14 protein-coding genes are annotated in these 13,369 nt (G+C 71.5%); 9 read left to right on the top strand and 5 right to left on the bottom strand.

All coding sequences use genetic code 11. The annotated features are described in order from the left end of the window. Positions 1-34 precede the first annotated feature (34 nt). The gene (locus DVK44_RS08070; RefSeq protein WP_162793712.1) at positions 35-472 is read left to right on the top strand and encodes an SCO4225 family membrane protein; all 438 of its coding nucleotides are present in this window, start codon (positions 35-37) and stop codon (positions 470-472) included. 81 nt (positions 473-553) lie between these two features. Here DVK44_RS08070 and arfA read toward each other — a convergent pair whose 3' ends face one another. Further along, positions 554-2,062, bottom strand: a complete 1,509-nt coding sequence (arfA, locus tag DVK44_RS08075; protein ID WP_114659028.1) for an arabinosylfuranosidase ArfA — start codon at positions 2,060-2,062, stop codon at positions 554-556. 290 nt (positions 2,063-2,352) lie between these two features. Further along, a complete protein-coding gene (locus tag DVK44_RS08080) occupies positions 2,353-3,360 on the bottom strand; it encodes an NADP-dependent oxidoreductase (protein ID WP_114659029.1) in 1,008 nt (335 codons plus the stop codon). A 106-nt stretch (positions 3,361-3,466) separates the two neighbouring features. On the opposite strand from DVK44_RS08080, the gene DVK44_RS08085 reads away from it, so the two are divergent. Further along, entirely contained in the window at positions 3,467-3,907 is a 441-nt protein-coding gene (locus tag DVK44_RS08085) for a MarR family winged helix-turn-helix transcriptional regulator (protein WP_114659030.1), read from the top strand. A gap of 92 nt (positions 3,908-3,999) precedes the next feature. Here the strand turns inward: DVK44_RS08085 and DVK44_RS36285 are convergent, their stop codons facing one another. Then, entirely contained in the window at positions 4,000-4,830 is an 831-nt protein-coding gene (locus DVK44_RS36285; protein ID WP_162793715.1) for an SCO2400 family protein, read from the bottom strand. Between the two features lie 146 nt (positions 4,831-4,976). Between DVK44_RS36285 and DVK44_RS08095 the strand changes: the two genes are divergently transcribed. The 3 genes from DVK44_RS08095 to DVK44_RS08105 all read left to right on the top strand — a co-directional run bounded on the left by DVK44_RS08095 (position 4,977) and on the right by DVK44_RS08105 (position 8,506). Next, positions 4,977-5,603 (top strand): hypothetical protein, encoded by a 627-nt coding sequence (locus DVK44_RS08095; protein ID WP_114659032.1) that lies wholly within the window; start codon positions 4,977-4,979, stop codon positions 5,601-5,603. Positions 5,604-5,730: 127 nt separating this feature from the next. Next, positions 5,731-6,774: a rod shape-determining protein gene (gene mreB, locus DVK44_RS08100; protein ID WP_114659033.1), complete on the top strand. Its 1,044-nt coding sequence runs from the start codon at positions 5,731-5,733 to the stop codon at positions 6,772-6,774. Positions 6,775-6,907: 133 nt separating this feature from the next. Continuing rightward, positions 6,908-8,506, top strand: a complete 1,599-nt coding sequence (locus tag DVK44_RS08105; protein ID WP_228447580.1) for a GAF domain-containing protein — start codon at positions 6,908-6,910, stop codon at positions 8,504-8,506. Positions 8,507-8,564: 58 nt separating this feature from the next. Here DVK44_RS08105 and DVK44_RS08110 read toward each other — a convergent pair whose 3' ends face one another. Next, the gene (locus tag DVK44_RS08110) at positions 8,565-9,398 is read right to left on the bottom strand and encodes an SAM-dependent methyltransferase (protein ID WP_114659035.1); all 834 of its coding nucleotides are present in this window, start codon (positions 9,396-9,398) and stop codon (positions 8,565-8,567) included. Positions 9,399-9,687: 289 nt separating this feature from the next. Between DVK44_RS08110 and DVK44_RS08115 the strand changes: the two genes are divergently transcribed. Then, entirely contained in the window at positions 9,688-10,173 is a 486-nt protein-coding gene (locus tag DVK44_RS08115; RefSeq protein WP_114659036.1) for a hypothetical protein, read from the top strand. A gap of 108 nt (positions 10,174-10,281) precedes the next feature. Here the strand turns inward: DVK44_RS08115 and DVK44_RS08120 are convergent, their stop codons facing one another. Further along, positions 10,282-10,524 carry a hypothetical protein gene (locus tag DVK44_RS08120; protein ID WP_114659037.1) on the bottom strand — a complete coding sequence of 81 codons (243 nt, stop codon included), beginning with the start codon at positions 10,522-10,524 and terminating at the stop codon, positions 10,282-10,284. Positions 10,525-10,690: 166 nt separating this feature from the next. On the opposite strand from DVK44_RS08120, the gene DVK44_RS08125 reads away from it, so the two are divergent. From DVK44_RS08125 to DVK44_RS08135, 3 genes are all read left to right on the top strand, one after another. Then, entirely contained in the window at positions 10,691-11,026 is a 336-nt protein-coding gene (locus DVK44_RS08125) for a YnfA family protein (protein ID WP_114659038.1), read from the top strand. Between the two features lie 81 nt (positions 11,027-11,107). Beyond that, positions 11,108-12,535: a tetratricopeptide repeat protein gene (locus tag DVK44_RS08130; protein WP_162793717.1), complete on the top strand. Its 1,428-nt coding sequence runs from the start codon at positions 11,108-11,110 to the stop codon at positions 12,533-12,535. Positions 12,536-12,591: 56 nt separating this feature from the next. After that, positions 12,592-13,365 carry a hypothetical protein gene (locus DVK44_RS08135; protein WP_114659040.1) on the top strand — a complete coding sequence of 258 codons (774 nt, stop codon included), beginning with the start codon at positions 12,592-12,594 and terminating at the stop codon, positions 13,363-13,365. The last annotated feature ends 4 nt before the right edge of the window (positions 13,366-13,369 follow it).

Below are 13,369 nucleotides of genomic sequence, written 5' to 3' on the forward strand. Positions count from 1 at the left end.
CCGTCCCACACCTCCCCGGATATAAGGAACTTCCGTGAGACAGACTGGACCGATTTCCCGGAGAATCGCCCCGGCAATCGACAACTGGACCTCCAGGATCTACGCAGGAATCGTTCTCACTCTGGCCTTGTGGGCCACAGCGGGCGCGCTGGGTTTTGTGGAGGACCCGGATTCCATCGCACGCTTCCTGGCCGTGGTGCTGTGCATGCCATGGACTCTGGCGGTGTTCCTGATGATATGGATCAGCCAGATCGAGACATGGCTGCTCGGTTACAGTTTCTACGCCGAATCGCCGAACTGGATGTTCGAGCCCCTGTGGCTCGTGTTCTGTGTCGTCGCCGTATTTCTGAACGCGCGCATCATTTCCCGGCTCACTCGCCTCGCGGCGCTGCGTACCGGCCCTTCGGGACAGATCGTCCCGCTGGGGCTGCTGGGATTCTTCGGCGTGATCGTTCTGATTTTCCGCTGGTGACCGACCGCTCCCCGCCGGCCCTGTCCGGGGCCGGCGGGGAGCGGTGCCGTCAGGAAGCGGTCGAGTCAGGAAGCGGGCCCTTCAGGGGGCCAGTCGGATCACGTTCCAGGAGAGCGGTTCCAGAGTGGCCGTCAGGGAGCCGGCGGTGAGGGAGGTGCCCTCGGCCGCGTGCGGGGTGACGCGGTCCTGGTCCTCCAGGGTGTTCCTGGCCTCCGGGTCGGCGTCGGCGAGGACGCTGTGCTCGACGACCGTCGTCAGCCCGAGCCCGGCCAGCTCCACGGTGAGCGGCAGCGCCTCGGTCTGGCTGCGGTTGACGGCGAAGACGGTGACCGAACCGTCCTCGGCCCGTACGGCGGTGGCGTGCAGCAGGTCGGCCTCGCCGTGCTTCTTCGTGGTGTGCGACGGCGAGTCGACCCGTACGTCCAGCACCGTGCCACGGCCGTACTTGGACGCCTGGGCGAAGGGGTAGAAGGTGGTCTGCCGCCAGGCGGCGCCGCCCGGCTCGGTCATGATCGGCGCGATGACATTGACGAGCTGGGCGAGGCAGGCCACCGTGACCCGGTCCGCGTGCCGGAGCAGCGCGATCAGCAGCGAGCCGAAGACGACGGCGTCGGTCACCGAGTAGATGTCCTCCAGCAGACGGGGGGCCTCCTGCCAGTCCTCGACCTGGTGCGGGTTCGGCTTCTCCATGTACCAGACGTTCCACTCGTCGAACGAGAGGTTGATCTTCTTGTCGGACTTCAGCCGGGCCCCGACATGGTCACAGGTCGCCACGACCTTCTCGATGAACGCCTCCATGTCCACCGCCGAGGCGAGGAAGGAGTCGCGGTCGCCGTCCGTCTCCCAGTAGTAGCTGTGCAGGGAGACATAGTCGACGAGGTCGTATGTCTCGGTGAGGACCGTCGCCTCCCACGCGGCGAAGGTGTCCATGTTCGAGTTGGACGAGCCGCTGGCGACCAGTTCGACGTCCGGGTCGATCTGCCGCATCGCGCGCGCGGTCTCGGCGGCGATCCGCCCGTACTCCTCGGCCGTCTTGTGGCCGGTCTGCCAGGGGCCGTCCACCTCGTTGCCCAGGCACCAGAGCCGGATGCCGTACGGGTCCTTGTCGCCGTTCGCGGCGCGGCGGTCGGACAGCTCCGTGCCGGAGGGGTGGTTGGCGTACTCCTGGAGCTGGATGGCCTCGGCCACCCCGCGCGTACCGAGGTTGACGGCCATCATCGGCTCGGCCTCGGGGCCGGCCTTGCGGACGAAGTCGATGAACTCGCCGAGCCCGAAGCGGTTGGACTCCGTGGTCTTCCAGGCCAGGTCGAGCCGGCGGGGCCGCTCGTCCACCGGTCCCACGCTGTCCTCCCAGCGGAAGCCGGAGACGAAGTTGCCGCCCGGGTAGCGGATGGCCGTGGGGCCCAGCTCGCGGACGAGTTCGAGGACGTCCGTACGGAGCCCGGCCGCGTCGGCGGTCGGATGGCCGGGCTCGTGGATGCCGGTGTAGACACAGCGGCCGAGGTGTTCGACGAACGAGCCGAAGAGCCGGGGGTTCACCTCGCCGACCGTGAAGTCCGGGTGCAGGGTGAAGCGGGCGGATCGGGTCATGGCTTCCTCAACTGATTCTGTGCGGCGGATGCGGGCGGGCACGGACATGCGCGGGCACGGGGACGTTCCGACCTCACGGACCCCTCCGTCCGAAATGTCGAACCGCAACCGTAACTTCGAACGAAAACGTACGGTCGATCAGGAATTCACGTCAATGCCTCGCCCGAAAATCCGGATCAAGTTCAGAATGCCGAACAAGCAGAACAAAGCGGTGAGGGCCGCGCCCCGCTGGATCGGGGTGCGGCCCTCGGGTGTGCCGTACACGCACATCGGCTCGTACGGAGTGCCGGTCAGCCCAGGGTGACGATCATCTTCCCGGTGTTGTCACCACGGAGTACACCCAGGAACGCGTCAAAGCCGTTCTCAATACCCTCGACCGTCGTCTCGCGGTACTTCAGCTGTCCCGAGGCGATCCAGCCCGAGACATCCTGGACGAACTTCTCCTTGAGGCCGAAGTGGTCGCTGACCAGCATGCCCTGGAGGCGCAGCCGCTTGCCGATGACCAGGGCGAGATTGCGCGGGCCGGCGGTCGGGCCCGTGTTGTTGTACTGCGCGATGGCGCCGCACAGCGTCGCGCGGCCGTTCACGTTCAGCTCGGAGACCGCGGCTTCGAGGTGCTCCCCGCCCACATTGTCGAAGTAGACGTCGATGCCGTCGGGCGCCGCCGCCGCGAGCTGCTCCCGGACCGGGCCGTCCTTGTAGTTGAACGCCGCGTCGAAGCCGTACTCCTCGATGAGCAGCTTGACCTTCTCGTCCGAACCGGCCGAACCGATCACCCGCGAGGCGCCGTTGATCTTCGCGATCTGGCCGACCTGGCTGCCGACGGCGCCGGCTGCGCCGGAGACGAAGACGGCGTCGCCCTCCTTGAAGGACGCGGTCTCGAAGAGTCCGGCGTACGCCGTGAGGCCGGTCATGCCCAGCACCCCGAGATACGCGGGGAGCGGCGCGTCGATCCTGGTGGCGTGCGCGGCCGGGACCTCGGCGTACTCACGCCAGCCGAGGCCGTGCAGCACACTGTCACCGACGGCGAAGCCCTCGGCGTTCGACGCGATGACCTCGCCGACCGCGCCGCCGTCCATCGGCTGGTCCAGCTGGAACGGCGGGGTGTACGACTTCACGTCGTTCATCCGGCCGCGCATGTACGGGTCGACGGAGAAGTGCCGATTCCGGACCAGGATCCGCCCCTCCCCCGGCTCGGTCACCGGAACGTCGCGCAGGGCCACGTCCGACGGCACGGGCCAGCCGTCAGGACGGGCGACGAGATACCAGGCGCGGCCGGATGTGGGGAGTGCGGTCATGGTGCGGATCCTCCTCGGACGGTCTTCCACGGAAAAGCTTCACTACCTGAAACAACCATGCCTCTGAATATTTCATGTTGTCAAGTATCTGGGTAGACTGTGTCCCATGGCCACTCCACTCGCCCGCACAGACCCACTGACCCTCGAAGTGGTCGACCTGATAGGCACCGTCGTGGCGCGGTACTACGAGGAGTACGAACAGGCCGCCGCCCAGCACTCCCTCACCGGCGCGCAGGCGCGCGTCCTGCGGCTGCTGTCGCTGGAGCCCCTGCCGATGCGCCGCCTCGCGCGACAGCTGAAGTGCGAGCCGTCCAATGTCACCGGCATCATCGACCGGCTGGAGGCGCGCGAGCTGGTGGAGCGGCGGCCCGATCCGGCCGACCGCAGGGTGAAGCTGGCCGTCCCGACGGAGAAGGGCCTCGCGACGGCGGCGCTGATGCGGGACGCGCTGGACTTCGCCCGGGAACCGCTCGCCGGGCTCACGGTCACGGAGCGGGCGCTGCTGCGGGATCTGCTGAAGCGGATGCTGGGCGAGAGCCCGGTCTGACGGGGGCGGCCGGTCCGACGGGGGCGGCCGGTCTGACGGGGGCGGCCGGTTCTGACAGGCTCCCGGTGGTCAGGCGCGCCGCCGGCGGGTGGTCAGGTGCACCACCAGAGGAAGCGGGTGCAGGTCTCGGTCGGCTCGGGCGTGGGGGTCGCGGTGGGGGTGGGGCTGGTGGACGGCGTCGGGGTGGCGCCGGGGGTCCCGGTGGCCGGGGCGTCGGAGGCGGAGGTGCCGGTTCCGGTCGGCGTAGTGGTGCCCGGCTCCGGCGGCTGACCGCCACCGCTCGCCGTACCGGCGTCCGGGCGGCCCTCACCGGCGGGCGCCGAAGGGACGGGCTGCCCCGACGCGTTCGGGCCGGCGCCACCGGCGCCCGTACCGCCGTCGCCGTCCTCCGGGTCCGTCGTCACTCCCGTCCCCGTACCGGCTCCGGTCTCCGCGCCCGGCGCCGGGCCGGACGCACTGGCGCCGGGGGCGTCGGGGACGGCCGGGCGGTCCGTACCGTCCCCGCCGCCGTCGGGGGCGACGACGGCGTCCTCCCGCACCGAGGTGGCGCCGTCCCGGCCTCCGGGGTCCGTCGTGAGGTGGGCCACTCCCAGCGCGCCCGCCGCCAGCACCACCACGATCCCGCCGATCAGCGCCCCGCGACCGCGCCCGCGACTGCGGCTGTCCCGCGACCGGCGCGGTCCGGTACGGCCCGACGAGGTCGCGGAGGGCTCCGGTTCGCGCGGGGGCACGGTCAGCTCGTACGGGACGACCGCGTCCGGAGCCGATACGGGAGCCGGTGCCGGTGCCGGAGCCGACGCCCGAGCCGACGCCGGAACCGCGTCCGCGCGCGGTTCGGGGCGTGCCTCGCCGGCGGGCGCGCCGCATCCCGGGCAGGCCAGCGCGCCATTGAGGTGCCGACGGCACGGGTCGCAGTAGTCCATGAGGACCGCAGATTATTCGGCCGCGATGACAAGGAGACGCGCACTGTTGTGCGAATCCTGTGCAAACACCGGATTCCGAACGCATGATGTCTTAATCCGGACGCCATGATGTCCGGATTCAAAACCCGGGACGGCAGGATGGCGGTATGACGTCCCAGGGGCCTTTCGGGCCGCTCGATTTCCAGCTCGTACTGCTGCGCAGGATGGCCGACCACCAGCCCGAGCTGGTCGAAGACGCCCGCCGCGAGCTGGGTGTCTCCCTCGCCACCATGCGCGAGGCCAACCGGCGCTGGCAGGCGCGGGCGCGCTCGCCGCACGCCCGGGGCGCGCTGTCCCGCTACCGCGCCGCGCTCGGCGCGCCGGAGCACACCGTACGGCGGCGGATCGGTGACCTGGAGTGCGAGGCGCTGCTGTGGCCCGTCCCGCTCTGGCCCGATCTGCGCTTCGAGGTGACGACGGCACCCGGCGGCGCGGTCTGGAACGAGTGGCTGGTCCGCGCGCCGGGCGTCGCGGGTCCCGTGCTGCGTACGGCCGCCGATCTGCGTCCCTGGGCCTGCACGGTGGACGAGGTCGCCCGCGCGTTCCCGCCCGCCCGGCCGATGGAGGGCACCGCGCCGACACGGCTGCGGCTGGCTTTCACCCCGCCGGAGCGGGGGCCGGAGCATCAACCGGAGCCTCAACAAGCACAGGAGCCTCAGCAGGGGCCGTGGGTCGCGGAGTTCACCTGGGGGCTGTTGCAGCGCTGGTCGCCGGGAGGCGCGCCGGCGCCGTAGCACGCCGTACACCGTACGCCGCCCGTACGGACCAGCCCGGCGGGCGCGGTGACCCGGTCGGCCGCAGGATGCGAAGAGGGCCGGCCGCCGCCGGTGAACCACCTCAGCGCTCTCGGGAGACCCTGCCGTGACCGTCAGTCTTGAGCAGTTGCGCCGCTGTCACCTCGCCGTCGACCTGGGGGCCGCCCGGACCCGGGTCTTCGTGAAGGGGGCCGGGCTCGTCGTGGACGAGCCCAGCGTCGCCGCCGTCAACACCCGTACGGGCGCGCTCATCGCGGTCGGGGCGCTCGCCGAGCAGATGACGGGCCGTACCCCCCACTACATCCAGGTCGCCCGGCCGGTCCGGGGCGGCACGGTCGTGGACGTCGAGATGGCGCAGCGGATGCTCCGGCACCTCATCGGCGACAAGCTCCGCCGCCAGCTGCGCCGCAAGCCCTTCCTGCGGGCCGCCGCCTGCACCCCGCACGACAGCGATCCGCTGGCCCAGCGCGCGGCCGTGGAGACGCTGGTCGGTCTGGGCGCGCGCCGGGTCGAGCTGGTCGACACGCTGATCGCCGCCGCCGTGGGCGCCGGGCTGCCGGTGGAACAGCCCACCGCCACCATGATCATGGTGTGCGGTGCGGCGACCACGCAGGTCGCGGTGCTCTCGCTCGGTTCGATCGTCACCGCGCAGCGGATCCCGATCGGCGGCAACGCCATCGATCACGCGGTGATCCAGTACCTGCGCCACCAGCATGAACTGATGCTGCCCAGCCAGTCCGTCCGCCCGTTGCAGCTCGCGCTCAGCGGCAACGGGCTCAATCCGCACGGCCCGTCGACCACGGAGATCCACGGCCGGGACGTGGCGACCGGTATCGCGCGCTCGGTTCTCGTGGACACCGCCGCCGTACGGGCCGCGGTCTACACGCCGCTGACGGCGGTCCTGGACGGCATCGGCAAGGTGCTGCGGGACTGCCCGCCCGATCTGGTGGCCGACCTCGCGGACCGCGGGATCATGATGGTCGGCGGCAGCGCGCTGCTGCCGGGCCTCGACCAGATGCTGCGCGACGCGACGGGTGTGCCGGTGGCGATCGCCGACCGGCCGGACATCTGCGCCGTACTGGGCATCGGGGCGATGCTGGAGGGCAAGGTCCGGCCGATGATCCTGGACCCGCTGGCCGAGGCGCACTGAGGCCGGGACGGTGAGGGGTGACGGCGAGGCGGGTGGTGGCGGGGCGGGTGGCGCGGACGGCGGCCCGCCTCCCGGGAACAGGCCGACACCGGCACCCGAGCCGCCCTCACCCCGGCCGCCCCCGCTCCCCCGGCTGCTCGAAGCCGTACTCGGCATCGGTACGGACCTCGAACTGCGCGCCACACTCCAGCACGTCGTCGACACCGCCACCGAACTCATCGGCGCGCGGTACGGCGCGCTCGGCGTCGTCGATGCCGAACGCGGCGGGCTGACCGAGCTGTTCACCGCCGGTCTGAGCGACACCGAACGGCACCGTATCGGCCGGCTCCCCGACGGTCACACCGGGCTCCTCGGCGCCCTCATCGACGAGCCGGGGCCCATCCGGCTCGACGATCTGACCACCGACCCGCGCTCACGCGGGGTGCCGCCCGGCCACCCCCCGATGCGCTCCTTTCTCGGGGTCCCGGTCCAGTTGGACGGCGAGGTCCTCGGCAATCTCTATCTGGCGGAGAAGCGGAGCGGCACCTTCACCGAGCAGGACCAGAGCCTGCTGCGGGTCCTGGCCGCGCAGGCGGCCGGCGCGATCGGCACCGCCAGGCTGTACGGGACGGCCCGGCAGCGCGAGCGCTGGATCGAGGGCGCCGCCGCCGTCACCACCGCCCTGCTGACCGGCCGGAACGCCGTGGACGCGCTGGAGACGGTGGCCGAGTCGGCCCGGGTGCTCGCGGACGCGTTCGCGGGCGTGGTCCTCCACCCGACCGAGGAGGGCGGGATGGAGATCGTCACCGCGTCCACGGTCGACGACCCCGGCGACCTCGTCGGCACGACCATCGAGCCCGGCTCCCCCGTACTCGTCCAACTGCTGGGCGGTGAGCCGGTGTTCATCGAGGATTCGGCCACGGATCCCCGGATGACCACGCATGTGCGCTCGCGCTTCGGCCCGAGCATGATGCTGCCGCTCCAGAGCGGCGGCAAGCTGATCGGCACGCTCGCCCTGCCGCGCAAGCGCGGGGGCCGTCCGTACCGTGCCGTGGACCGGCTGCTGGCCACCCAGTTCGCGTCGCAGGCGGCGCTGGCGCTGGTGCTGGCGGACGCGCAGCACGACCGGGAGCAGCTGGCGGTGTTCGAGGACCGCGACCGGATCGCCCGCGATCTGCACGATCTGGTGGTGCAGCGGCTCTTCGCCACGGAAATGATGCTGGAGTCGACGCGGCGTCGGGTGGCGGACCCCGGTCTGGACGGGCTGCTCGGCCGGGCCGTGGACGAGCTGGACTCCACCATCCAGGAGGTGCGCACCACGATCTTCGCGCTCCAGCAGCCGCCCGCCGACGGCCCGACGAGCGTACGGGGCAAGGTGCTGCGCGAGACGGGAGGCGCGGCGGTCCTGCTGGGCTTCCGGCCGTCCGTACGCTTCACGGGCCCGGTGGACACCCTGGTCGGCGAGCCGGCGGGCGGTGAGCTGCTCGCCGCACTGCGGACGGCGCTGGCCGCCGCGCACCGCAGGGTCGGGGTGACGTCGATCGATGTGGAGGTCGACGCGACGGCACGGCTGGCGGGCGACCGGGACGGGGTGCGGCTGACGGTGCGCGACAACGGCGTACGGGACAACGGCGTACGGGACGACGGCGTACGGGACGACGGCGCGCGGGACGACTCCGTACGGGACGACGGTGTGTACGACGCCGACAGCGGCGAGCGCGGTACGACGGTGACGTGGGAGGCCCCCCGATAGCGGAGGGCCTCCCCATGCGACGGCCTTACGCGCGCGGCCCCGCGACTACGGCTTGCGGCTACGGCTTGCGGCCGACGCCGCAGTAGGCGTCCACCTCGGGCGCCGTACCGTCCGAGCCGTCGGATCCGTCCGTCTCCGGGCGCCACCGCGTGACCTGCGCGATGCCCGGCTCCGCCAGTTCGAGACCGTCGAAGAAGCCGCCGATCTCCTCGACACTGCGGACGTAGTACGGCACGGCGCCGCTCGCGTTGTACGCGTCCGAGGCGGCGATCATGCCCGCGCTGGTGGAGGTCGAGTCGCTGATCACCAGGTAACTGCCGGTCGGCAGACCGGCCATGAGCTGCGAGACCAGCGAACGGGCCTGCTCGTAGTCGGCGACATGGCCGAGCGTGTTGAGGATCATGAGCGCGACCGGCTGCGAGAGATCGAGCGTGCCCGCGGCGGCCTTGAGGATCGCGGCCGGGTCGTAGAGGTCGGCGTCGAGGTAGTCCGTCCGGCCCTCGGGTGTGCTCGTCAGCAGCGCCCGGGCGTGTGCGAGGACCAGGGGGTCGTTGTCGACGTACACGATCCGCGCGTCCGGGGCGAGGCGCTGGGCGACCTCGTGGGTGTTGTCGGCGGTCGGCAGGCCCGTACCGATGTCCAGGAACTGCCGGACGCCCTGGTCCACGGCGAGGTGGCGGACCGCGCGGCCGAGGAAGTAACGGCTGGTGCGGGCCACATCGACCAGACCGGGGAAGATCTCCTTGATCTGATCGCCCACGGCGCGGTCGACGTCGTAGTTGTCCTTGCCGCCCACGAAGTAGTTCCAGAAGCGCGCGGAATGCGGCTTTCCGGTGTCGATCCGCGCCCGGATGGCGGCGGACGACTCAACACTGGGGTCACGATCGGACACGGGAGCGCCTCCTGTGGAAACGGGACATGGGACCTGGCCATGCGGTGCCCAACCTAAACGACATCTCAGCTCGAATGCACGTCCAAACGTCCGCCAACTGCGAATCGGAGTCCGGTATTTGGCCGGGACGGGGCGATGGTCCCGGCGGGGGTCCGTGGTAGGGCGCGGACGGTGTGCGGCGGGCCGTGCGGCCGGGCCGTGAACGGAGCGCGGCCGCGCCCCGTACATACGTGACGAGGCGCAAGCCCACACGAGCCCCAACCGACCGGACCGACCCGAAGGACGACCTGTGACGGCAGCCCGTCCCCACCGCGCGCGCATCGCCGCCCTGCTCACCGCGCTCCTGCTCGCCCCCCTCGCGGTGGGCTGCTCGGCGGACGAGGCCGGCACACCGCCCGACGCCCGCTCCAAGAGCGGCACGAGCGGCGCGTCCGCCCCGTCCACCACACCGCCGCCCACCCCCACGGCGGCACCCGCCCCCGCGAACATCGAGAAGATCGCCGCCCTGACCGGCTGCGAAGCCACGATCCGTATCGAGGCCGACGAACTCCGCGAGGGCGTGTGCGTCACCACACGGGGCAAGTGGATCGTGACGACGTTCCCGGAGGAGAAGTTCAAGGACATCTGGCTGGACACCGCGAGCATGTACGGCGGCACCTACCTCGTGGGCCCGAAGTGGGCCATCGGGGGCAAGGTGGAGATCCTCAACGAACTGCACCCGGAAGTCGGCGGTGAGCTGCGCAAGCTGCGCGACATGTACGCACCCGCGACCTGACTTCCCCCGCCGCCCGCCACACGCCGCCCCCCACGGCGGCCTGAAGCCGCTGTGGGAGTACGGGAGCCGCCGGCCCCGACGGCTTCCCGGCGCGGTGTCGGACCGGTGTCAGTCCTTGTGCGCGGGGTAGCCCCCGTCGCCCTGGACCGTCGCCGTGTTTCCGTCGTCGTCGACGTCCAGGATCGTCACGTCCACCTCGCCGTCGCCGTCCGTGTCGAACTGGAGCACGTCCGGCTTGCCGTCCCCGTCGGTGTCGAGGAACCAGACATCCGCCTTGCCGTCCCCGTTGGTGTCCTTCGCCATCAGCTCATGGCGCTCGCCACCCTGCGCCCCGGCCTCGTCCTCGCCCATAACAGCCTCTCCTCGCACGGCGGTTCCGCTCCGCTCTGTCGGACGTGATCCTACGCGGGCGCCATCAGGGCCGCCGTCAGCCTGCCGGGGCGGTCACGTCCGCCTCTTCGGCCCGGCCGCCTGACACACTTTCCCCATTCGTCCCCCTACCGGAAAGACCTCCGCCGTGCTCGTGGCCCGCTCCCTCGCCCTGTTCGCCGTCGCCGCACTGTTCGAGATCGGAGGCGCCTGGCTCGTCTGGCAGGGCATTCGTGAGCACAAGGGGTGGATCTGGATCGGCGCGGGTGTGATCGCGCTGGGGCTGTACGGGGTGGTGGCCACCTTCCAGAGCGATGAGAACTTCGGCCGTATCCTCGCCGCGTACGGTGGCATCTTCGTGGCGGGTTCGATCGGCTGGGGCATGGTCGCCGACGGCTACCGGCCCGACCGCTTCGATGTCATCGGCGCCCTCGTCTGCCTCGCCGGGATGGCCGTCATCATGTACGCGCCCCGAGGTCATTGACCGGTCCTGTCCGGGACGCGCATGATTCCGCCGGGGGGTCTCATGGGGGTTTTACGCGTACTGCTGCCCGGGGCGCGTTGGGTGGCACGGTGGGGTGGGCGGCCCGGTGACGCCCTGCTGGGCGCCGCGCTGCTGCGGTGCGTCGCACCGGGGTGGATGTGGCGGAACGAGCCGGCCGTCGCGCGGCGGCTGGCGTGGTCCGGTGAAGCGGTCGTGGTGTACCGCCGGCTTCCCCGGCGCCGGGACGGTCTGTGCCACGCGCTCGCGCTCCACGCCAACGCCCTGTGCGAGAGCGGCCGTTACGAAGAGGCGATCGCGGCGGTGGCGGAGTCGCCGGCCCGGACCGGCTACACACTGCACGTCCGCGCCAAGGCCCTGATGGGGGCGGGCCGGCTCGACGAGGCCCTGGTGGCGGTGGAGGAGAGTGTGGCCGCGTACCGGAACGCCGTACCGCGGCGTGAGGACCGGCCGCGCGAGGACCGGCCGCGCGAGGACCGGCCGAGGGAACACACCGTCAACGCGCTGCGCACCCAAGGGTGGATACTGGATCGTCTCGACCGCACGGCGGAGGCGGTGGTCGCCTATCAGGAGTGTGTCGCCCTGCTGCGGGACATGCCGCCGCGGCAGGCGCTGAGCCAGGCGCGCCTGAAGATCGTCGCGCTGACGGAGCTGGCCACCGCGCTGCGTGGCCTCGGCCGGTTCGACGAGGCCATCGAGGCCGGCACCAAGGCCCGGGCGGACACCGACCCTCCCATTCTGCGCCTCTACCCCGCGTTCCTGCCGCAGCGCGTCCAGCTCCTGATCGACCTGGCCTGGTGCCACGGCGCGACCGATGATCTGCCGGCGGCGCGTGAGGCCGCCGAGGAGGCCGTCGCCGCGGCCCGCACACTGATCGGGCACGACCGGGCCACCGGGGAGCACGGGCTCGTCCTGGCGCTGGAGTGTCTCTCCCATCACCTCGGTGAACTGGCCGAGGCGGCGGCGGAGTTGTCGGCCCTGAAGGAGCTGGCGGACCTCTGCGCCCGGCTCGCCCCCGCCGACCCCGAGAAGTACGAACCCCACCTCGCCGCGGCGCTGGACGACCTGGCGTACCGGTACGAGGAGGACGGCGCCCGCCAGGAGTCCGTGGCGGCCACCGCGGAGAGCGTCGCCGTGTACCGCCGCACCGCCGCACGCGATCCGCTGCTCCACGAAACGGAGTTGGCCCGGGTCCTGGCGAACCTCAGCATCCGCCAACGCGACACCGGAAGCGCGGACGCCGCCGTGGCGAGCGGCCGTGAGGCGCTGGCGATCACCCGCCGGCTGACCGGGACCGCCCCGTACACGCACAGCCTGCTGACCGCCACCCGCCTGCGGATCCTCGCCGACGCACTGCGCCTGACCGGGCAGGACACGGAAGCATCGGCCTGCCGCGCGGAGGCCAGGACCATCGACGCAGAAGCCGCCGAAGCCGCAGAGGCCGCCGAAGCCGCCGAAGCCGCGCCATACAACCCCGCGGCGCCCTCGTGAGTCTCCCCCACATCCGGACAGACCATGGATCCGGCCCCTCGACCCCTAGGAGTAGCATGCGCGCGCGTCACACCGTGGTCGTCGCCCTCGCTCCCCTGGTCCTCATCGGCACCGTGGCGCCCACCGTCCACGCCGACACGGCCGTGGGAGACACCCGCATCACATCCGTCACCGTCAAGCCGGCCACCGGCGTCGGAGCCGACCTCAAGACAGGGGTCACCGTCTCCCTGACCGCCACGGACAACTCCGGGATCGACCGCGTCATCGGCACCAAACTGACGGGCCCCGACGGGCTGGTCATCCCCGCCTCCAGCACCACCTGCAAGGCGCGGAGCGCGATCACCGTCCAGTGCCGGATCTTCTTCCCGCTCTGGCCGAAGGGTACGGACCCGGGGAATCTGCGGAACAGCGCGGCGGGCGCCTGGCGCTTCACGGCCAAGGCCGTTGCCGTGAACGGCGATTCCCACCGCCTGTCACCGGGCAAACTGCTCCACGTCAAGCGGCACGCCACGCTCCAGTCCTTGGAGGCCACGCCCCGCCCGGTCGGCAAGGGCGGCAAACTCACCCTCTCGGGCCGACTCCAACGGGCCAACTGGGACACCAACTCCTGGGAGGGATACGCGGGCCGGCCCGTCGCCCTCCAGTTCCGCAAGTCCGGCACCAAGAAGTTCAAGCCCGTCAAGACGGTCACCACCGACAGCGCCGGACGGCTGCACACCACGGTCACCGCGAAGACCACCGGCAGCTGGCGCTGGCGGTTCACCGCCGACACCGAATCCACCGGCGCGAAGTCGCAGCACCAACGAGTGGTGGTGCGTCAGCAGTCCTGACGCA

Source organism: Streptomyces paludis (assembly GCF_003344965.1).
Taxonomy (GTDB): Bacteria; Actinomycetota; Actinomycetes; order Streptomycetales; family Streptomycetaceae; genus Streptomyces; species Streptomyces paludis.

Bases quoted from the DNA above. Each gene is read 5' to 3' on its own strand.
- DVK44_RS08080 (WP_114659029.1), bottom strand. From the start codon at position 3,360: ATGACCGCACTCCCCACATCCGGCCGCGCCTGGTATCTCGTCGCCCGT.
- DVK44_RS36285 (WP_162793715.1), bottom strand. From the start codon at position 4,830: ATGGACTACTGCGACCCGTGCCGTCGGCACCTCAATGGCGCGCTGGCC.
- DVK44_RS08120 (WP_114659037.1), bottom strand. From the start codon at position 10,524: ATGGGCGAGGACGAGGCCGGGGCGCAGGGTGGCGAGCGCCATGAGCTG.
- DVK44_RS08095 (WP_114659032.1), top strand. From the start codon at position 4,977: ATGACGTCCCAGGGGCCTTTCGGGCCGCTCGATTTCCAGCTCGTACTG.
- arfA (WP_114659028.1), bottom strand. From the start codon at position 2,062: ATGACCCGATCCGCCCGCTTCACCCTGCACCCGGACTTCACGGTCGGC.
- DVK44_RS08085 (WP_114659030.1), top strand. From the start codon at position 3,467: ATGGCCACTCCACTCGCCCGCACAGACCCACTGACCCTCGAAGTGGTC.
- DVK44_RS08135 (WP_114659040.1), top strand. From the start codon at position 12,592: ATGCGCGCGCGTCACACCGTGGTCGTCGCCCTCGCTCCCCTGGTCCTC.